11 protein-coding genes are annotated in these 20,551 nt (G+C 65.7%); 9 read left to right on the forward strand and 2 right to left on the reverse strand.

The window, feature by feature from the left end; translation table 11 throughout:
• Positions 1-2 precede the first annotated feature (2 nt).
• The 3 genes from pgl (at position 3) to FLL57_RS13665 (ending at position 2,220) form a co-directional block, all read left to right on the forward strand.
• Entirely contained in the window at positions 3-743 is a 741-nt protein-coding gene (gene pgl / locus FLL57_RS13655; RefSeq protein ID WP_142883155.1) for a 6-phosphogluconolactonase, read from the forward strand.
• Positions 727-1,275 (forward strand): gluconokinase, encoded by a 549-nt coding sequence (locus FLL57_RS13660; protein WP_142883156.1) that lies wholly within the window; start codon positions 727-729, stop codon positions 1,273-1,275. The genes pgl and FLL57_RS13660 overlap by 17 nt, the downstream gene beginning before the upstream one ends.
• Positions 1,276-1,401: 126 nt before the next feature.
• The gene (locus tag FLL57_RS13665) at positions 1,402-2,220 is read left to right on the forward strand and encodes a Cof-type HAD-IIB family hydrolase (protein WP_142883157.1); all 819 of its coding nucleotides are present in this window, start codon (positions 1,402-1,404) and stop codon (positions 2,218-2,220) included.
• Here the strand turns inward: FLL57_RS13665 and FLL57_RS13670 are convergent.
• Positions 2,217-4,025 carry a glycoside hydrolase family 15 protein gene (locus FLL57_RS13670; protein ID WP_142884214.1) on the reverse strand — a complete coding sequence of 603 codons (1,809 nt, stop codon included), beginning with the start codon at positions 4,023-4,025 and terminating at the stop codon, positions 2,217-2,219. The genes FLL57_RS13665 and FLL57_RS13670 overlap by 4 nt on opposite strands.
• Before the next feature lie 5 nt (positions 4,026-4,030).
• On the reverse strand, positions 4,031-5,989 hold the full coding sequence (gene malQ, locus FLL57_RS13675) for a 4-alpha-glucanotransferase (RefSeq protein ID WP_142883158.1): 1,959 nt from the start codon (positions 5,987-5,989) through the stop codon (positions 4,031-4,033).
• A 201-nt stretch (positions 5,990-6,190) separates the two neighbouring features.
• On the opposite strand from malQ, the gene FLL57_RS13680 reads away from it, so the two are divergent.
• The 6 genes from FLL57_RS13680 (at position 6,191) to treY (ending at position 20,503) form a co-directional block, all read left to right on the forward strand.
• The gene (locus FLL57_RS13680) at positions 6,191-8,146 is read left to right on the forward strand and encodes an alpha-1,4-glucan--maltose-1-phosphate maltosyltransferase (RefSeq protein ID WP_142883159.1); all 1,956 of its coding nucleotides are present in this window, start codon (positions 6,191-6,193) and stop codon (positions 8,144-8,146) included.
• Positions 8,147-8,156: 10 nt separating this feature from the next.
• Positions 8,157-11,459 (forward strand): maltose alpha-D-glucosyltransferase, encoded by a 3,303-nt coding sequence (gene treS / locus FLL57_RS13685; RefSeq protein ID WP_142883160.1) that lies wholly within the window; start codon positions 8,157-8,159, stop codon positions 11,457-11,459.
• A complete protein-coding gene (gene glgB, locus FLL57_RS13690; protein WP_013501472.1) occupies positions 11,456-13,606 on the forward strand; it encodes a 1,4-alpha-glucan branching protein GlgB in 2,151 nt (716 codons plus the stop codon). The genes treS and glgB overlap by 4 nt, the downstream gene beginning before the upstream one ends.
• Before the next feature lie 262 nt (positions 13,607-13,868).
• The gene (glgX, locus tag FLL57_RS13695) at positions 13,869-15,950 is read left to right on the forward strand and encodes a glycogen debranching protein GlgX (protein WP_047309768.1); all 2,082 of its coding nucleotides are present in this window, start codon (positions 13,869-13,871) and stop codon (positions 15,948-15,950) included.
• Positions 15,947-17,716, forward strand: coding sequence for a malto-oligosyltrehalose trehalohydrolase (gene treZ / locus FLL57_RS13700; protein ID WP_013501470.1), 1,770 nt, complete (start codon positions 15,947-15,949; stop codon positions 17,714-17,716). Before glgX ends, treZ begins: the two co-directional genes overlap by 4 nt.
• Positions 17,717-20,503: a malto-oligosyltrehalose synthase gene (gene treY, locus FLL57_RS13705; protein ID WP_142883161.1), complete on the forward strand. Its 2,787-nt coding sequence runs from the start codon at positions 17,717-17,719 to the stop codon at positions 20,501-20,503. It abuts the gene before it with no gap.
• The last annotated feature ends 48 nt before the right edge of the window (positions 20,504-20,551 follow it).

The following is a 20,551-nucleotide window of genomic DNA, read 5'->3' on the forward strand; positions in this document are numbered from 1 at the left end:
CGATGCGCAGCCCCGATCATCACCTCGTGGTCGCGGCCGACGCCGACGCGCAAGCCCGGCTGGCCGCACAGCGGCTGATCGCGCGGATCGAACTGCATCACGATCGCCCGGCGATCTGCCTCACCGGCGGCTCCGGGCCGCAGCGGATGTTCGAACTGCTCGCAGGTGAATTCGAAAGCCGGATTCCGTGGCCGCGCGTGCACTGGTTCATCAGCGACGAGCGCTTCGTGCCGGAGAGCGATCCGCTCAGCAATATCGGCGCCGCGAGACGGGCATTCCTGAACGGGCGCGCGCCGCCGCAGAACGTCCACGCCATCCCCACCGACACCACGACGCCAGACGATGCGGCGCGTCGTTACGAGGCCGAACTGAAGGCATTCTACGGCAGCGACGTGCTCGCAACCGATCGACCGCTGTTCGATCTGGTGCTCGGCGGCGTCGGGCCGGACGGTCATACGGCTTCGCTGTTTCCGGGGCGGCCGCAGCTTCAGATCGAGAGCCGCTGGGCCGCCGGCGTCGATACCGCCCCGGTGGAGCCGCTGGTGCCGCGCGTCACCCTCACTTTGCCCGCCCTCGCCTCCTGCGCCGAGATGCTGTTCCTGGTGCACGGGACTTCCAAACGCGACATCCTTGCCCGCGTGTTCGCCGGCGAGAATCTACCGTCCACCCGCGCCCGCTCACAGGGCGAGACGGTGTGGCTGGTGACGCTGGACGCGCTGCCGGAGAATGCCGGTGTCGCCTGAACCGATGGTTTCCGAGCCGCTGCCGCGCGGGCTGATCGTGATGGGCGTGTCCGGCTCGGGCAAGAGCACGGTGGGGGAAGCTCTCGCCGCGCGGCTCGGCTGGCCCTACGAGGACGCCGACGCCTATCATCCCGAAGCCAATGTCGCCAAGATGAGCGCCGGCGAGCCGCTCACCGACGACGATCGCTGGCCGTGGCTGCGTGCGATCGCCGCCGAGATCGATCGTGTCATCGCCGGCGGAGGCTCCATCGTGTTCGGTTGCTCGGCGCTGAAGCGCGCCTATCGCGACATCCTGGTGCATGGACGCGACGACATCCGCATCGTGTTTCTCGACGGCAGCCGCGAGTTGATCGGCGGCCGGATGGCGGCGCGCAAGAACCATTTCATGCCGGCCGGCCTGCTCGACAGCCAGTTCGCCACGCTGGAGCGCCCCGGCCCGGAAGAACGCCCGATCATCGCCTCAATCGGCGCGCCCGTTGAGGCGATCGTCGACGCCATCGTCGGTCAGCTTCCGACGTCGATCAGCGATTAGTTCAATGCTCAGCAGTTGAATTCGTCATTGCGAGGAGCGAAAGCGACGAAGCAATCCAGAGCCCAGTACCCAGCGCCGATGGATTGCTTCGCTTCGCTCGCAATGACGGCCTAGATAGGGAAACCCATGGCCCGCATCCAGCTCGTCATCTCCGACGTCGATGGCACCCTGGTCACCACCGACAAGCGACTCACCGATCGCGCCCGTGATGCGGTGTCGAGATTGGAAGCCAGCGGCGTCGGCTTCACCCTCACCTCCAGCCGGCCGCCGGTCGGAATGCGGATGTACAGCGATCCGCTCGGCATCACGCTGCCGCTCGGCCCGTTCAACGGCAGTTCGATCGTCACGCCGACGCTGTCGGTGATCGAACAGCATCTGATTCCGGAAAGCGCGGTGGCGACCAGCATCGAGCTGTTCGAGCGCAACGGCATCGACATCTGGCTGTTCACCAACGACAATTGGTACATCCGCCGCGACGACGGCAAATACGTGCCGCACGAGGAGCGCACCATCCGGTTTGCGCCGACGATGCTGGAGGATCTGACGCCGCTGACCGGCAAGGCCTGCAAGATCGTCGGCGTCAGTGCCGATTTCGCGCTGCTGAAGCGCTGTGAGCCGGAGCTGCAGGCCGCGCTCGGCGACCGAGCGCTGGCGGTGCGGTCGCAGGACTACTATCTCGACGTCACCCCGCCCGGCCGCAGCAAGGGCACGTTCGTCACCGCGATGGCGCAGCGGCTCGGCATCGCAGCCGACTCGATCGCCACCATCGGCGACATGCCGAACGACCTGCCGATGTTCGGCGTCAGCGGCCTGCCGATCGCGATGGGCAACGCCGCCGACGAAATCAAGCAGAAGGCCGCCCACGTCACCGGCCGCAACGACGACGACGGCTTCGCCGCCGCGATCGACTTCATCCTGGATCGCAATGCGAGCCTTGACCGCTAACTCTGCTTCGACCGCTGCATCGCCGGCTTGGCTGTCGCCGCCTTGGCGGCGGTAAGGTTGTTGACGGTATTGATCAGCGCGATGTGGGTCAGGGCCTGGGGGAAGTTGCCGGCCTGGCGCCGCTCCGTGGTGTCGTATTCCTCGGCCAGCAGGCCGAGATCGTTGGCGATGCCGGCGACGCGCTCGAACAGCGCTCTGGCGCGCTCGGTGTCACCGGCCAGCACATAGGCATCGGCAAGCCACAGCGTACAGGCGAGGAAAGCGCCCTCGACCGGTTCGGTCTGGTCGGGCTGCTCGCGGGGATCGTGCCGCATCAGGAAACCGTCCACCATCAGATGGCGCTCCATCGCCTCCAGCGTACCCAGCACCCGCGGGTCGCGCGGCGGCAGGAACCCTACCGCCGGAATCAGTAGCACCGAGGCGTCCAGCACCTTGGCGCCATAGTGCTCGACGAAAGCGTTCTGCTCGGCATCGAAGCCGTTGGCGCAGACGTCGGCGTGAATCCGCTCGCGCAACGCGCGCCACTCCGCCAGCGGCGCCTTCAGCCCGAATCTCTCAGCGCTCTTGATGCCGCGGTCGAACGCCACCCAGGTCATCACCTTGGACGAGACGTAATGCTGGCGCGGCCCGCGCAACTCCCAGATCCCACTGTCGGGCTGGTCCCAAATGGTGGCGAGATGCTGCAACACCTTGCACTCTACCGCCCAGGATTCGCCGTCGAGCTTGAGGTCGGCGGCACGCCATTGGTGGAAGGCGTCGATCAGCTCGCCGTAAACGTCGAGCTGCAATTGCGCGTGGGCTGCGTTGCCGATGCGCACCGGCTGCGCTCCCTGATAGCCGTCGAGCCAGTCGGCCTGCCATTCCATCAGCCGTCGCTCGCCGTAGATGCCGTACATGATCTGCATGTTGGCCGGATTGCCGGCGACCGCGCGCAGCAGCCAATCGTGCCAGGCAGCGGCTTCCTCGGTATAGCCGTTGTTCATCAGCGCCAGCAACGTGAAGGTCGCGTCGCGCAGCCAGCAGAACCGGTAGTCCCAGTTGCGCGCTCCGCCGAGCTTTTCCGGCAGCGAGGTGGTCGGCGCCGCGACGATGCCGCCCGACGGCGCGAAGGTCTGCGCCTTCAGTATGATCAGCGAGCGCATCACAAGGTCGCGATGTTCGCCCTGATAGCTGCAGCGGCCGGACCATTCCGCCCAGAACGCTTCGGTGTCCTTCAGCGCCTGGTGCGGATCGATCTCGGTCGGCACCGGCAGATGCGACGCCCCATAGGTCAGCACCAGTGGCACCACGTCGCCCTCGCCGATCTCGAAATCGGCGACCGTGGTCATGTCCCTGCCGTACGTCGCGACCGGCGTATGCAGCACGACCATGTCGGGTCCGCAGATCGCCAGGAGCGCGTCGTCCTCGCCGCGCTTCACCCATGGAATGCTCGCGCCGTAGCCGAACCTGATCACGAGCTGCATCGCCACCTCGACCCTGCCGCGATCGCCGCGCACCAAGCGGACCACGTCCGAAGCCGAGCCGCGCGGCGGCATGAAGTCGATCAGCGTGAACGCCCCGGTCGCGGTCTCGAAGGTCGTCTCCAGGATCAGGCTGTCGCCGCGATAACGCCGGCTGCAGCGCACGATCTCCTTCGCCGGCGCGATCTTCCAGCGGCCGTTGGCCTCACTGCCGAGCAGCGCCGCGAAACAGGCTTCGGAATCGAACGCCGGCCAGCACAGCCAATCGATCGATCCGTCGCGACCGACCAGCGCAGCGGTCTCGCAATCGCCGATCATCGCGTAGTCTTCGATGTCGCCGGGCAACGCGTTCAACCCGGATTGCGGCGGTCGATCGTCGCCGCGAAAAGTGCCGAGCGGTTGATGATGGCGGCGACGTCTTCGAGCGGCTTCGGCAACCGCCGTCGCCAATTCGGATGTTCCGACACCGTCCCCGGCACATTGGGCTGGTCGAGCACCCCCAGCAGATCTTCCAGCGCGATCGCCAGCAGGCGCGACGGCGTACGCGCCAGGAAGGTCAACACCGCGTAGATGTCCTCGTGCTCGATGCCCTGATGGCGCAGGGCGTCGCCGAGCATCGCCAGCGCGTGGTGCCGGCTGTCGTCGCTCTCGCCGGGGTCGACCCCGATCGAGCGCTTCAGATGCAGGTCTGTGAGCGCGCGCCAACCCGAATAGGTGGCGAGATCGTGGGTGTTGAAGGTCACCAGCGCGTTCGGCAGGTAGTGCTCGAGCCCGAAGAACCAGCCCTGGTGGAAGTCGCGCTCGAACATCATCACCCGGTACGACCAGATCCCCCACGCCGCCAGCCGATCGCGGAAGCCGTCCGGAACGGTACCGAGGTCCTCGCCGATCACCACGCAGCGATGTCCGACGCTCTCCTGCGCGGTGACCGCGAGCAGCGCCTCGAACGGCATCTGCACGTAGACGCCCTCATGGGCGGCGAAGCCATGCGGGACGAGATACAGCCGATTGAGCCCGAGCACGTGATCGAGCCGGATTGCGCCGGCATAGCGCATCGAGGCCCGCAGCATGTCACGGAACGGCGCAAAGCCCGTCAGTTCCAGCCCTGGCGCGTTGAAGCCGGCCAGGCCCCAATTCTGACCCGCGGTGTTGAGCGAGTCCGGCGGCGCGCCGACCGACAGCAGCCGCGAGATCGCGGTCTGCTCGTTCCAGGCGTCGAAGCCGTCGCTCTGCACTCCGACCGCGACGTCGAGATACAGCCCTACGCTCATGCCGCGCGCTGCGGCGAGATCGCGGCAGCCGCGCAACTGATCATCGGCGCACCATTGGGTGAAGGCGACGAATTCCACCTCGGCGGCATCGGGGCCCTGTCGCAATAGATCGCAGCGGGCATCGTCGGGCTGGCGCCATTCTTCCGGCCATTCCCACCATGGATGCCCGAACCGGTGCCGCAGAACTTCGAAACACGCGAACCGCGTCAGCAGCGGCGCGCGCTCGCGGCGGAATGCCTCGAACGCTTCGCGCCGGCTGTCGGACGCCGAGGTCCGGAACGCCTCATAGGCGGCCCGCAGACCCCGCCACTTCACGGCCGCCACCGCGGCGTAGTCGATCAGCTCGCCGTCGCGGAGCGCCGCCAGCGTCTGGGCGTCGACCGGCCGGTCGGCGGCGGAAAACTCCGGCAGCCGTTCGACATCGACATACAACGGATTGAGGAACAGCCGGCTGTTCGGCGAATAAGGGCTGCAATCCCCCGGCCGGTCGTCGAACAACGCATGCAGCGGATTGAGACCGATCCCGCCTGCCCCCAGCGCGGCCGCGAGCTCGATCAGGTTGGCCAGATCGGTGAAATCGCCGATGCCCCAATTGCGTACCGATCGCAGGCTGTAGAGCTGAACCGCGATCAGCCACGAGCGGTCGAATGCACCGCCGAAGGCGCGCCGCGGCGACATCAGCAGCGGCAGCTCCTCGGTGCGGCCGGATGCGTCGCTCAGCCGCACGCTGTGAATACCGGGCGGCAGATCCAGCGGCCAGCTCAGGGTCCGCTGCTCGGCGGCGCCTTCAACCAGCGCGCCCCCATCGGTGACGATACGCCAACGTACAGGCAGCACCGCCTGGGCGCCCAGCTCGGAGCGACACGGCTCGCCCTCCCGGATCACCACGATCCGGTCCAACAACCTGCGCTCGGCGGGCTGCGGCATCGCCTCGGTGATCAGCGCCAATGCCTCTGGCGGGGTGACGTGGCGGCGTCCCTGACCGTCGTAGAATTCGGTCTGGATGCCCAGCTCGGAAGCTCTGGTGAATAAATCCATTAAGCACGCTGTCTACACGCCGCGCGGGTGCGCGGCGATTCCGCCTGTCCCAGGATAGTCATATCGAACGCAATTGCGTAGGGTGAGTTCCATTGGAACCTGCGCGGTCGAGAAGCTTTGTAATGGAGAACCGCCCGGTTCACTATGGGACGAGTGTCCTAGATCGTGGGCATCACCTCACTCAATCGATCGTGGGCTATTGTGAACAAGTCGACGCAAGCGCTTCAGGCCGCCGCTCAGGGCGGCGCTTTTCACATCGAAGACATCTTCCCGCTGATCGACGGCGGACGATTTGCGGTGAAGCGGATCGTCGGCGAGCCGGTCGAAGTGTGGGCCGACATCTATCGCGACGGCCATGAGGTCATCGCTGCCGCGCTGATCTGGCGCCGTGAGCAGGACAGCACCTGGCAGCGCGTGCCGATGGTACACACCGTCAACGATCGCTGGTCGGCAACCTTCACGCCGCAGCAACTCGGCCGTCACGTCTATGCCATCGAAGCATGGACCGATGAATTCGCCACCTGGCGCCACGGTGCCGAGTTGAAGCTGAAGGCCGGACAAGATCTGTCGCTGGACGCGCTGGAAGGTGCCGGCCTGCTGACCAAGGCGCAGTCCGACGATCCCGACGTGCTGCGGCTGATCCAGCACCGCTGTGAAGACTATCTGCGGACCGGCGAAATCGAACCGCTGCTGGCGCCGGAATTGCTGGACGCGATGGCGACGAGTCAGGCGCGGCCCGACCTCACCCGCACCGATCCGCTGCCCTTGATGATCGACCGGCCGCGGGCTCGCTTCAGCGCCTGGTACGAGATGGTGCCGCGCAGCCAGGGGACCGAGCCAGGCCGCCACGGCACGTTCCGCGATTGCATCGCCCGGCTGCCGGACGTCGCCGCGATGGGCTTCGACGTGGTGTATTTCACCCCGATCCATCCGATCGGTCACACCAACCGCAAGGGCCGCAACAACGCGCTCACAGCCGGGCCCGGCGATCCCGGCAGTCCTTACGCGATCGGCGCCGAAGAAGGCGGCCACGACGCCGTGCATCCGGAGCTCGGCACTCTGGAAGACTTCCGCGCCTTCGTCGGTGCCTGCGAAGTGGTGGGCATCGAGGTCGCGCTCGACATCGCGGTGCAGTGCTCACCGGACCATCCCTGGCTGAAGCAGCATCCGGACTGGTTCAAGCGCCGCCCCGACGGCTCGATGAAATACGCCGAGAACCCGCCGAAGAAATACGAAGACATCGTCAATCCTGACTTCTCCTGCGAGGACGCCGGTGCGCTGTGGAACGCGCTGCGCGACGTCATGCTGTTCTGGGCCGATCAGGGCGTGAAGATCTTCCGGGTCGACAACCCGCACACCAAGCCACTGCGGTTCTGGGAATGGCTGATCCGTGAGGTGCAGCTACGTCACCCCGACGTGATTTTCCTGGCCGAAGCCTTCACCCGGCCGAAGCTGATGAAGGGGCTGGCCAAGCTCGGCTTCACGCAGTCCTACACCTACTTCACCTGGCGAACCCAGAAGTGGGAGATCGAACAATATCTGCGTGAGCTCGCCGGTTACCCGGAGCGCGACTTCTATCGCCCCAATTTCTTCACCAACACGCCCGACATCCTGCCCTACCACCTGCAGGGTGGCGAACCGTGGATGTTCAAATCGCGCCTCGTTCTCGCCGCAACGCTGTCATCGACCTATGGCATCTACAACGGATTCGAACTGCTCGAACACGACGCAATCCCGGGAAAAGAGGAATATCTCGATTCCGAAAAGTACGAGATCAAGGTTCGCGACTGGGACAAGCCCGGCAACATCAAGCCTTACATCCGCGACATCAACCGCATCCGCGCCGCCAACCCGGCGCTCCAGCAGACCAGCAACTTGCGCTTTCTCGATGTGCAGGATCCGAACGTGACCGGCTTCGTGAAGACTTCCGTCGATGGCGGTAACGCGGTCGCGGTCGCGATCGCTCTCAGCAGCGACTACCACGAGTTCTGGCTGCCGCTCGGCGACGTGCAGATCGTGGTTGCGGGCGAGCGGCGGCCGGTCGCCGCAGTGGAGAACCTGCTGACGGGCGAACGCCACGCACTCGACTGGGGCGGGATCAACCTGCGGATCGATCCGCACCGTGACCCGGCGCTGCTGTTCCGTTGCCTGGCGTGAGTGCGGAAACATGAATGAAATGTCACCGATCGTGGCGAACGACAGGCCGGGCGACGACGCCTCCGACGAGCTCTGGTACAAGGACGCCATCATCTACCAGTTGCACGTCAAGGCGTTCGCCGACAGCAACAATGACGGCATCGGCGACTTCGCCGGCCTCACCGAGAAGCTGGACTATCTCCAGGAGCTCGGCGTCAATACGCTGTGGCTGCTGCCGTTCTATCCGTCGCCGCAGCGCGACGACGGCTACGACATCGCCGACTACGGCTCGATCAACCCCGACTTCGGCACCATGAAGGACTTTCGCCGCTTCATCTTTGAAGCGAAGCGGCGAAACCTACGCGTCATCACCGAGCTGGTGGTCAACCACACTTCGGACCAGCACGCATGGTTCAAGCGGGCGCGGCGGAGCCCAAAGAATTCGAGCGCGCGCAACTGGTACGTCTGGAGCGACACCGACCAGATGTATCAGGGCACGCGGATCATCTTCACCGACACGGAAAAATCGAACTGGACCTGGGATCCGGAAGCCGGCCAATACTACTGGCACCGGTTCTTCTCGCACCAGCCCGACCTCAATTTCGACAATCCGCGCGTTGTCGGCGCGGTCGTCAAAGTGATGAAGCGCTGGCTCGACAACGGCGTCGACGGCTTCCGGCTCGACGCGATTCCCTACCTGTGCGAGCGCGACGGCACCAACAACGAGAACCTTCCCGAGACCCATGCGGTCATCAAGCGGCTGCGCGCCGAGCTGGACGCCTACGCCAAGGGCAAGCTGCTGCTGGCCGAGGCCAATCAGTGGCCGGAGGACGTCCAGCAGTATTTCGGCGACAGCGACGAATGCCACATGGCCTACCACTTCCCGCTGATGCCGCGGATCTACATGGCGATCGCGCAGGAAGACCGCTTCCCGATCACCGACATCATGCGCCAGACGCCCGAGATTCCGCCCAACTGCCAATGGGCGATGTTCCTGCGCAACCACGACGAACTGACGCTCGAAATGGTCACCGACGTCGAGCGCGACTATCTGTGGAAGACCTACGCTGCCGACCCGCGGGCCCGGATCAACGTCGGCATTCGCCGCCGCCTGGCGCCGCTGATGGACAACGACCGCCGCAAGATCGAATTGATGAACTCGCTGCTGCTGTCGTTTCCCGGTACGCCGATCATCTATTACGGCGACGAGATCGGGATGGGCGACAACATCTATCTCGGCGACCGCAACGGCGTTCGCACCCCGATGCAATGGTCGTCCGACCGCAACGGCGGATTCTCGCGCGCCGACCCGGCGCGGCTGTATGCGCCGCCGATCATGGATCCGGTCTACGGCTACGCCTCGGTCAACGTCGAGGCGCAGCAGCGCAGCCTGTCGTCGCTGCTCAGCGCGATGAAGCGGCTGATCGCGGTCCGCAAGTCAACGTCGGCGTTCGGCCGGGGCAGCATGACCTTCATCCGGCCGAGCAACCGCGCCGTGCTCGCCTATGTCCGGCAGCACGAGGACGAAGTCATTCTCTGCGTCGCCAACCTGTCGCGGGCCGCGCAGGCGACCGAGCTGGATCTGTCGCCGTGGAAAGAGCGTGTGCCGCAAGAAATGCTCGGCCGCACCAAGTTTCCGCCGATCGGCGAACTGCCATACATGATCACGCTGGCGCCGTTCGGCTTCTATTGGTTCAAGCTGGAAGAGCCCGGCACCGCCGCCCATGTCGCGCCGGTCTCCACCGTACCCGAATTCGTGACCCTGGTGGTGCCGCTGGGCTCGACCTGGATGACGCTGGGCCGCACCCGCTCGATGTTCGAGCACGAGGTACTGCCGACCTTCCTGTCGCGAACCCGCTGGTTTCCGGAGCGCAACCCGCGCGCGATCCATCCGCGGTTGACCTCGGCGATCCCGTTCGCCAACGACGGCGACAACCGTCCCTGGCTGGCGCTGTTTGAAGCGACGCTGCGCGGTACCACCGCACGCTATCTGCTGCCGATGCAGATCGACTGGGTCCGATTCGATCGCGAGCGCTACAACCCACGCGCTTACGCGGCGGTTCGCCAGGGCGCGCGCGAGGGCACTCTGCTCGACGTCGCCGCCGACCCGTCGTTCGTCGACCTGCTGCTGCAAAACGTCCGGAGCGCGCTCACTGTAATCGGCGACGATGGCAATCGGCTCGAATTCCGTCCTGGCTCGCTGCTCGCCGAGCGGCCGGCGGGCCCGTTCGAGAACATCCGCCCGGTGGACGCCGAGCAGTCGAATTCGACCTCGCTGATCGACGAAGACTACGTCGTCAAATTATATCGGCGGCTACAGGTCGGCATCAATCCCGAGCTGGAGATGGGGCGGTTCCTCACGGAAGTGGCCGGCTACCGCAATACCCCGGCGCTGCTCGGCAGCGTCGAACTGGTCGAAGGCGACACCACGACGGCGATCGCGGTGGTGCACGAATTCATCGGCAATCAGGGTGACGGCTGGACCCTCACCGCCGGCTATCTAGACCGCTATGTCGACGAGCAACGGGTGCTGACCGGCAATCCGGAGGCCGCCGAAAGTGATCAGTTCGCACCATATCTGCACTTCATGCAACATACCGGCCGGCGCGTCGCCGAAATGCACATCGCGCTGGCCGGTCACCCGGAGCTGCCCGATTTTGCGCCGGAGCCGATCGGCCCGGACGAGGCACGTTCGTGGGTCGCGACCGTCTCGGCCGCGGCCGAACGGGTACTCGGCGAGCTGCGGCGCCGGCGCGACGGCTTCAGCGACCCCGACAAGGCATTGGTCGACCGTCTTTTGGCGGCTCGCGAGATCCTGATGGGCCGCATCGGCGAGCTCCTGGGCGATGACGGCGGCCTGAACATCCGTCACCATGGCGATTTCCATCTCGGTCAGATGCTGATCGTCAAGGACGACATCTACATCATCGACTTCGAGGGCGAACCGCGCCGTACCCTCGCCGAGCGCCGCGCCAAGGCGCCGGCGGCACGCGATGTTGCCGGTCTGGTGCGCTCGATCGACTATTCGACCACTGCGGCGCTCACCCGCGCGCTCAAAACGCCGCCCGACGAACCCGGCCGGCTGAACGAAGCACTCGAACTGTGGCGCATCCGCGCCACGACCGCGTTCCTGGACGGGTACCGTCAGACCATGGGCGAAAGCCCGGTCTGGCCGGCCGATCCTGACGCAGCGGATCGATGGCTCGATTTCTTTCTGATTGAAAAGGCGCTGTACGAGATCGACTACGAGATCGCGCACCGTCCCGATTGGCTGCGGGTGCCGCTCGCCGGCATTCTCCGCATCCTGTCGCCGCCGCCCGAGGAGTTTCCATGACCGCGCAATTGAGTGACGAAGCCTACGCTGTTGTCGAAGGCCGTCATGCCGACCCGTTTCATTATCTCGGCCCGCATCCACAGGACGGCGGTACCGTGGTTCGCGTCCTGCTGCCGGACGCCACCGCGGTCGAGGTGGTGGGAGACGACGGCACCACGGCTTCGCTCGAACAGGCCCACCGGTCCGGCCTATTCGTCGGAGCGCTGCCGGGCGCCGCATCGCGCTACACGCTTCGCGCCCGGTTCGGAGACACCACCGTCGAGCTGCACGACCCTTATCGCTTTCCCCCGATCCTGACCGACTTCGATCTCTATCTGCTCGGTGAAGGCACCGATCAGCGGCTGTACGACAAGCTCGGCGCCCATCCGATGGAGCTGGACGGCATCGCCGGCGTCGCCTTTGTGGTACTGGCGCCCAACGCACGCCGCGTCAGCGTGGTCGGCGATTTCAACTATTGGAATCCGCTTCGCCACCAGATGCGGGTGCGCGGCAACGGCTATTGGGAACTGTTCATCCCGGGCGCCCGCGCCGGTGATCACTACAAGTTCGATCTTGCCGGACCGAACGGCGAGCAACTGCCCCAGAAATCAGATCCCTTGGCGTTCGCCGCCGAGCTGCGGCCGAAGACCGCATCGATCGTGGTCGATGCCACCACGCTGCCGCGACCGCGACCCGCCCCGGACAACATCAACGCGCTGTCGGCACCGATGTCGATCTACGAGGTGCATCTCGGCTCGTGGCGCCGCAAGGACGGCGACCAGTGGCTGACCTACCGTGAGCTCGCCGAGCAATTGCCGGCCTATGTCCAAGACATGGGCTTCACCCATGTCGAATTCCTGCCGGTCAGCGAGCATCCGTTCGACGGATCTTGGGGCTACCAGCCGACCGGCCTGTATGCTCCGACCTCGCGGTTCGGGTCGCCGGAAGACTTCTGCGCGCTGGTCGACGCCCTGCATGCAGCCGGCATCGGTGTGGTGCTCGACTGGGTGCCGGGCCATTTCCCGGACGATCCGCACGGCCTCGGTAATTTCGACGGCACTGCGCTGTACGAGCACGCCAACCCGATGCAGGGGCGGCATCTCGACTGGGGCACCCTGATCTACAATTACGGCCGCACCGAAGTGGTCAATTTCCTCACCGCCAACGCACTGTTCTGGCTGGAGCGCTATGGCATCGATGCGCTGCGGGTCGATGCCGTAGCGTCGATGCTGTACCTCGACTACAGCCGGCCGGCAGGCGGCTGGATTCCCAACAAATTCGGCGGGCGTGAGAACATCGAGGCAATCGAGTTCATTCGCCGATTCAACACCGAGGTGTACGCCAAATTCCCGCACGCCACCACCGCGGCCGAAGAATCCACGGCGTGGCCGCAGGTGTCTCGACCGGTCGAATTCGGCGGACTCGGCTTCGGCTACAAATGGAACATGGGGTGGATGCACGATACGCTGAACTACATCAGCAAGGATCCGATCCACCGGAAATATCATCACGGCCAGATTCTGTTCGGGCTGCACTACGCGTTCTCGGAAAATTTCATCCTGCCGCTGTCGCATGACGAGGTCGTGCACGGCAAACGCTCCATCCTCGGCCGGATGCCGGGCGACGAGTGGCAGCGCTTTGCCAACCTGCGTGCCTACTACGCCTTCATGTTCGGCCACCCCGGCAAGAAACTGCTGTTCATGGGCGGTGAGTTCGGCCAGGAGCGGGAATGGAGCCACGACCGCTCGCTCGATTGGCACCTGCTCGACTATCCGAAATACGCCGGCATCCAGGCACTGATCCGCGACCTCAACAAGCTGTATCGGTCGCTGCCGGCGCTGCATCAGCTCGACTGCGATCCGTTCGGCTTCGAATGGCTGATCACCGAAGACGCCAACCGCAACGTGTTCGCATGGATGCGAAAGGGCAACGACACCCGATCGCGCTGCCTGGTGATCGTCAACTTCTCGCCGAACGTATATCAGGACTACCGGGTGCGCGTACCGTTTCCGGGCCGCTGGCGCGAAGTATTCAACTCGGATTCGGCAGTGTACGGCGGCAGCAATGTCGGCAATGGCGGCGAAGTCCGACCGCGGGACGGCCTGGTGCCGGAGCTGAGCCTGACGATTCCGCCGCTCGCCGCTATATTCCTCGTCCCAGAGGACTGAACAGACGAAAGTCGGGCGACATCGGGCAGGACGATCGCGTGTCGCCAGTCCTTGAGGCTTCGGATCTAAGGCGAAATGCTCCGAAGGGGTCGCCAGAGCCGAAACAGCTCCAATGTGACAGTCCCGCGAGCCAGCCCTGCGCGCCGGCGGCGTTGTCCACGGCGCCGCGCCGGAACAGCAGATTAACAGTGTCCTTCGATTTCGAAGTTCGCTAACAAAGACAATCGCAGGCTATGCGAACTTCTTGATCGGGATACTCGCTATGCGCCTCACCGCCGGAACCGACTCCCGTCTCGGAGCGACCTGGGACGGGCGCGGCACCAACTTCGCGCTGTTCTCCGCCAACGCCCACAAGGTCGAGCTCTGTCTGTTCGACGCCCAAGGCCGCCGCGAGCTGGAGCGGATCGAACTGCCGGAGCGCACCGAAGACGTCTGGCACGGTTATCTCAACGACGTCTCGCCCGGCCAGCTCTACGGCTACCGGGTGTACGGGCCCTACGATCCTGACCACGGCCATCGCTTCAACGCCCACAAGCTGCTGCTCGACCCCTATGCCAAACGGCTGAGCGGACGCCTGGTATGGAGCGAAGCCCATTTCGCCTATCGCACCGGCTCTCCGCGCGAGGATCTGTCGTTCGACCGCCGCGACAACGCACGCGGCATGCCGAAGGCGGTGGTGGTCGACGAGACCGTCGGCAGCGGCCGCCGCGAAACCCGGCCCGGGATCCGCTGGGAAGACACCGTCATTTACGAAGCCCACGTCAAGGGACTGACCCAGCTTCGCGACGATGTGCCGCCCGGACTGCGCGGCACCTTCGGAGGCCTCGCCTGCCCGTCGATGATCGCGCATCTGAAACGGCTCGGGGTTACCACAATTGAACTTTTGCCGGTTCACGGCTTTGTCGATGACCGCATCCTGGTCGAGAAGAAGCTGGTGAACTACTGGGGCTACAACACGATCTCGTTCTTCGCACCGGAGACCCGCTACGCGCCGGACAAGGACAATCCGCTGGACTCGTTCCGTACCACCGTGGCGCGGCTGCACGACGCCGGAATCGAAGTCCTGCTCGACGTCGTCTACAACCACACCGCGGAGGGCAATCATCTCGGTCCGACGCTGTCGTTCCGCGGCATCGACAACGCCTCGTACTATTGGCTGCAGCCCGACAATCCGCGTTACTACGACGACTTTACCGGCTGCGGCAATTCGCTGAACCTGACGCATCCGCGCGTGCTGCAGATGGTGATGGACAGCCTGCGCTATTGGGTCGAAGTCTGCCACGTCGACGGCTTCCGCTTCGACCTCGCCACCACGCTGGCGCGCGGGCCCAACGGCTACGACCGCAAAGGCGGCTTCTTTACCGCGATCCGGCAGGATCCGGCGCTGGCCGGCGTCAAGCTGGTCGCCGAGCCTTGGGATCTCGGCATGGGCGGCTATCAGGTCGGCGCGTTCCCGTCGCAATGGTCGGAATGGAACGATCGCTACCGCAGCGTGATGCGGCGCTACTGGAGCGGTGAAGGCAGCCTGATCGGCGAAGTGTCGCGGCGGATGACCGGTTCGTCCGACATGTTCAACCACGACGGCCGGATGCCGCGCGCCAGCGTCAATCACGTCACCGTGCACGATGGCTTCACGCTCGCCGACCTGTTCAGTTACGAGCACAAGCACAACCTCGCCAACGGCGAGGAAAATCGCGACGGGTCCAACGACAATCACAGCATCAATTGCGGCGTCGAGGGCCCGAGCGACGATCCGAAGATTCTCGGCCTGCGCCGCCAGCTTCGCAAGAACCAGCTCGCCTGCCTGTTCCTGGCGCAGGGCGTGCCGCTGCTGCTCGCCGGCGACGAGGTCGGCAATTCGCAGTCCGGCAACAACAATGCCTATTGCCAGGACAACGAGATCGGCTGGGTCGGTTGGGACGGCAGCAACACCGACGACGATATGGTCGAGTTCGTCGGGCTGATGACCGACATCCGCCGCCGCTTTCCGCAGCTTCGCTCGCGCCGCTGGCTCGATGGCCGCCGGGCCGATGGCTCGTATGGCGTGCTGTGGTTGACGCCGTCGGCGGCGGAGATGACCGAGCAGGATTGGGCGTTTCCCGACGGCCGCTTCCTGGCCTACATGCTGAGCCCGAGCGAGGCCGGCGGCGATTCCATCTTCATTGTGCTGAATTCTGGGGGTGAGGCGATCGACTTCCATCTGCCGAAGACCAGCGACTTTCCTGTCTGGCACCAGCTGTTCGACACCACCAAGGATACCGTGCAGGTCGCGCCGTTGAAATTCGGCAGCGTCAGCTCGGCGCCGCCACGCTCGGTGCTCGCCTTTGCCGGGACGATGGCATGACCGGACGCAGCTTCGGTCCGCGCCTCACGGCCGGCGGCGTCGAATTCCGGCTGTGGGCGCCGAACGCGCAGCAGGTCGAGGTGGTGCTGGACGGCGCAACGCATCCGATGCTGCGCGACGACAAGGGCTGGCACGCGGCGGAAGTCGCCGGCCCCGGCGTCGGCGCACGCTATCGCTTCCGCATCGACGGCGAGCTCGAGGTGCCGGACCCCGGCTCGCTGTTTCAGCCCGACGACATCTCCGGCCCCAGCGAAGTGATCGACCACGCCGCCTACGCTTGGCGCGCAACGGATTGGCGTGGCCGTCCGTGGGCCGATACCGTGCTGCTGGAAACTCATGTCGGCACCTTCACGCCCGAAGGCAGCTACCGCGCGATGATCGACAAGCTCGATCATCTGGTCGCGACAGGAATCACCGCTTTGGAATTGATGCCGCTGGCAGACTTCCCGGGACAGCGCAATTGGGGCTACGACGGCGTGCTGTGGTACGCGCCAGACAGCGCCTATGGCCGTCCGGAAGATCTCAAGGCGCTGATCGACGAAGCGCATCTGCGCGGCCTGATGGTGTTTCTCGACGTGGTCTACAACCACTTCGGTCCGGAGGGAAATTATCTCGGCGGTTACGCGCCCGATTTTTTCTCCGACAAGCACACACCGTGGGGCAACGCGATCAACTATCGGGTCGGCGAAGTCCGCGCCTTCGCGATCGAGAACGCACTGCATTGGCTGCGCGACTATCGGTTCGACGGGCTGCGGCTCGACGCCGTGCACGCGATCCCCGATCAGGGCGAGATCCCGATGTTGCACGAATTGTCCCGCGAGGCCGGCAAGCTGGCGGCCGAGACCGGGCGGCACATCCATCTGGTGCTGGAGAACGACGACAACATCGCCGCCGTGCTCGATCCGGTCACCGATCCGTCGCGCGGGCAGTATCGCGCGCAGTGGAACGACGATTATCACCACGCGTGGCACGTCGCGCTGACCGGCGAGCGCCAGGGCTACTATTCCGACTATGCCGATGCGCCGCTGCGGCACCTGGCGCGCGCGCTCGGCTCCGGCTTCGCCTATCAGGGCGAGCCGTCGGCGCATCGCGGCGGCACCCCGCGCGGCGAGCCGAGCGGCGAGTTGCCACCGCTCGGCTTCGTCAACTTCCTGCAGAACCACGACCAGATCGGCAATCGCGCGCTTGGCGACCGGCTGGAGAGCCTCGCCAAGCCCGCGGCGATCGAAGCCGCGCTGGCGATCACGCTGCTGGCGCCCACCGTGCCGATGCTGTTCATGGGCGAGGAATGGGGCTCGAAGGCGCCGTTTCCGTTCTTCTGCGACTTCCACGGCGAGCTGGCCGAAGCGGTGCGCGACGGCCGCCGCAAGGAATTCGCTGGCGCCTATGAGAAATACGGCGACGACGTCCCCGATCCGCTCGATCACGACACCTTCGACAGCGCCGTGCTCGACTGGCGCGAGCGCGATGGCGGCGCCGGCGCGCAGCGATTGGCGCTGGTGTCGCGGCTGCTGCAGGTCCGCCGCAACGCGATCGCGCCGCGGCTCGCCGGAGCGCGGTTCGACACCGCCGCAATCGCCGAGGGCGGGCTGCTGACCGCACACTGGCGGCTGGCGGACGGCGCCACACTCGCTCTCGTCGCCAATCTGTCGGACCAGGAGCGCGACGGCGGCACGCCGGCCGCGTCGGGAACTATTTTATGGGGCGGCGATTGGACCCGGATCATTCCGCCTTGGGCGGTGTCCTGGCGCCTTGAGCAACCCTAAATGCCCCCTGCCATTCCGACTGCGACCTATCGCCTTCAGCTCACCGCCGATTTCGGTTTCGACGCCGCTGCCGCAATCGTTCCCTACCTGAAGCGGCTCGGCCTCTCGCATCTGTACGCGTCGCCGTTCATGAAGGCGCGCAAGGGTTCGACCCACGGCTACGACATCGTCGATCACACCCAACTCAATCCCGAGCTCGGTGGCGAAGAAGGCTTCGCCCGGCTCAGCGCCGCGCTGAAACAGCACGACATCGGCCTGATCCTCGATTTCGTGCCGAACCATGTCGGCGTGCACTACGCCGACAATCCGTGGTGGCTCGACGTGCTGGAATGGGGCCCGGCCTCGCCGCACGCCGCCTCGTTCGACATCGATTGGGAGATGCTGCCGTTCCGCGCTCGCGGCGGCGTGCTGCTGCCGATCATCGGCTCGTCCTACGGCAAGGCGCTCGAAGGCGGCGAGATCGAACTGCGTTATGACTCCGCCGACGGCAGCTTCTCGGCCTGGTACTACGAACATCGGCTGCCGATCGCGCCGCAGCGCTACAGCGAGATCTTGCGCACCGTGGTGCGCGAGGCCGATGCCGCCGAAACCGATACGGGCCGCGCGATCCTGGAGCTCGCCGCGCGCTACACCGGGCTGCGCCGCCCCGCGCGCGCCGAGGCCCCGGAATTCAAGGCGGCGCTGAAGGCGATACCTGGCGCTGCCGAGGTGATCGCACGCGGTCTCGACGCCTACCGCGCCGGCGAAGGCCGCGCCACCCAGATCCAGGCGCTCCACAATCTGCTTGAGCGCCAGCACTACAAGCTCGGGCACTGGCAATTGGCGTCGAGCGAGATCAACTACCGCCGGTTCTTCGACGTCAATACCCTCGCCGGCCTGCGCGTCGAAGATGCCGCCACCTTCGCGGCGATCCACAGTCGGGTGAAGAAGCTGCTCGCCGACGGCCAACTGCAGGGCCTGCGCCTCGACCACATCGACGGCCTGCGCGATCCGGCGCAGTATTTCCAGCGGCTGCGCCGGCTGGCGCGCGACGCGCAGGGGCCGGATGCGCCGCCGCTGTACACCGTGATCGAAAAAATTCTCGGCGAGGGCGAGGAGCTGCATCGCTTCGCCGGCGTGCACGGCACCACCGGCTACGAATGGCTCAACGTCATCACCCGAGTGCTGCTCGACGGCGGCGGCCTGAAGCCGCTCGACGAGACTTGGCGGCAGGCCAGCAATCTGTCGCCGACGTTCGATCCGGTGCTGAAGGCCGCCAAGCGCCGCGTGCTGGAGACGCTGCTGCTGAGCGAGTTCACCGTGCTCACCCGGCTGCTGGCGCGGATCGCATCGGGTCACTACTCGACCCGCGATTTTTCCGCCGACAATCTGCGACAGGCATTCGAGCTCTATGTGCTGCACTTCCCGGTGTATCGCACCTATCTGACCGGCAACAGCCCGACCCAGCTCGACCGCCGGCTGATCGAAGACACCATCGCCAAAGCGCGGGCCGACTGGTTCGGCGCCGACGACGGCATCTTCGAATTCCTCAAAGACGTGCTGACGATGGACCTGGTGAAGCCCGGACGCGCGCCACACTCCAAGCCGCGGGTGCGCCGTTTCGCCCTCAAGGTGCAGCAGTTCACCGGGCCGACAATGGCGAAGTCGCTCGAGGACACCGCATTCTATCGCTATCACCGGCTGCTGGCCCTGAACGAGGTCGGCGGCGATCCGGCCGCCCCCGAGATGCCGACAGCCGCATTCCACGCCGAGATGCAGGGCCGCGCCCAGGATTGGCCGCACGGCATGACGGCGACGATGACGCACGACGCCAAGCGCGGCGAAGACGCGCGCGCGCGGCTGCTATCCCTCGCCGAAATCCCCGGCGAATGGGCCAGCGCCGTCGGCAAATGGAAGTTGCTCAACGCGCCGCATCTCGTCGTCGACGGCGAGATGCGAGCCCCCTCGCCCGCGTTCGAATACATGCTGTATCAGGCGCTGCTCGGCGCCTGGCCGCTGACGCCCGATCCGGATTTCGCCGATCGCTTCCAGGGATTCGCGCTGAAGGCTGCCCGCGAGGGCAAGCAGGAAACCAACTGGCTCAATCCGAACCTCGCTTACGAAGAAGGCGTGCGCACCTTCATCGACCGCATGCTCGATTCCTCGCTGTCGGGCGCGTTCCTGGAGTCGGTCGAGAACCTGCACCGGCGATTGTCGCTGCTCGGCGCGCTCAACGGGCTCGGTCAGGTGACTCTGAAGGCGACGATACCGGGCGTACCGGATTTCTATCAGGGCACCGAATTCTGGGATTTTTCGCTGGTCGATCCCGACAACCGCCGGCCGGTGGATTTCGCCGCGCGCGCCAAGGCGCTGGAGACACTACACGATCGGCCGGACTGGAACGCGCTGATCGCGGACTGGCGTGACGGCCGCGTCAAGCTCGCCTGGACTCACAATCTGCTGCGGCTGCGCCGCGACCATGCCGAGCTGTTCACCGACGGCGACTATCGTCCACTCGCGGTGAAGGGCCCGCATCGTGACCACATCGTCGCATTCGCCCGCAGCCGCGGCAGCGAGGCGGTGATCGTCGTGGTCGGCAAAGGCTTTGCGGCGCTATCCGACAACGGCCGGCAATGGCCCACCGGCGAGGTGTTCGAAGGCGCGGTGGATACCACAGGCTACGTGGTCGAGACCGAGACCGGCGACGACAGCTCCGGCAACCTGGCGCTGCGCGACCTGTTCCGCCACCTCCCAGTCGCTGTGCGTCGCGCCCGGGTCGCCGGCTCAAGACGCACACGACGCGGCTGAACGCACAGCAGACTGCAGCGCCGTCATTCCGGGCCACTCCCGCCAGCG

The organism is Rhodopseudomonas palustris (assembly GCF_007005445.1).
GTDB classification, from domain to species: Bacteria; Pseudomonadota; Alphaproteobacteria; order Rhizobiales; family Xanthobacteraceae; genus Rhodopseudomonas; species Rhodopseudomonas palustris_G.

Bases quoted from the DNA above. Each gene is read 5' to 3' on its own strand.
- pgl (WP_142883155.1), top strand. From the start codon at position 3: ATGCGCAGCCCCGATCATCACCTCGTGGTCGCGGCCGACGCCGACGCG.
- FLL57_RS13660 (WP_142883156.1), top strand. From the start codon at position 727: ATGCCGGTGTCGCCTGAACCGATGGTTTCCGAGCCGCTGCCGCGCGGG.
- FLL57_RS13665 (WP_142883157.1), top strand. From the start codon at position 1,402: ATGGCCCGCATCCAGCTCGTCATCTCCGACGTCGATGGCACCCTGGTC.
- malQ (WP_142883158.1), bottom strand. From the start codon at position 5,989: ATGGATTTATTCACCAGAGCTTCCGAGCTGGGCATCCAGACCGAATTC.
- treS (WP_142883160.1), top strand. From the start codon at position 8,157: ATGAATGAAATGTCACCGATCGTGGCGAACGACAGGCCGGGCGACGAC.
- glgB (WP_013501472.1), top strand. From the start codon at position 11,456: ATGACCGCGCAATTGAGTGACGAAGCCTACGCTGTTGTCGAAGGCCGT.
- glgX (WP_047309768.1), top strand. From the start codon at position 13,869: ATGCGCCTCACCGCCGGAACCGACTCCCGTCTCGGAGCGACCTGGGAC.
- treZ (WP_013501470.1), top strand. From the start codon at position 15,947: ATGACCGGACGCAGCTTCGGTCCGCGCCTCACGGCCGGCGGCGTCGAA.
- treY (WP_142883161.1), top strand. From the start codon at position 17,717: ATGCCCCCTGCCATTCCGACTGCGACCTATCGCCTTCAGCTCACCGCC.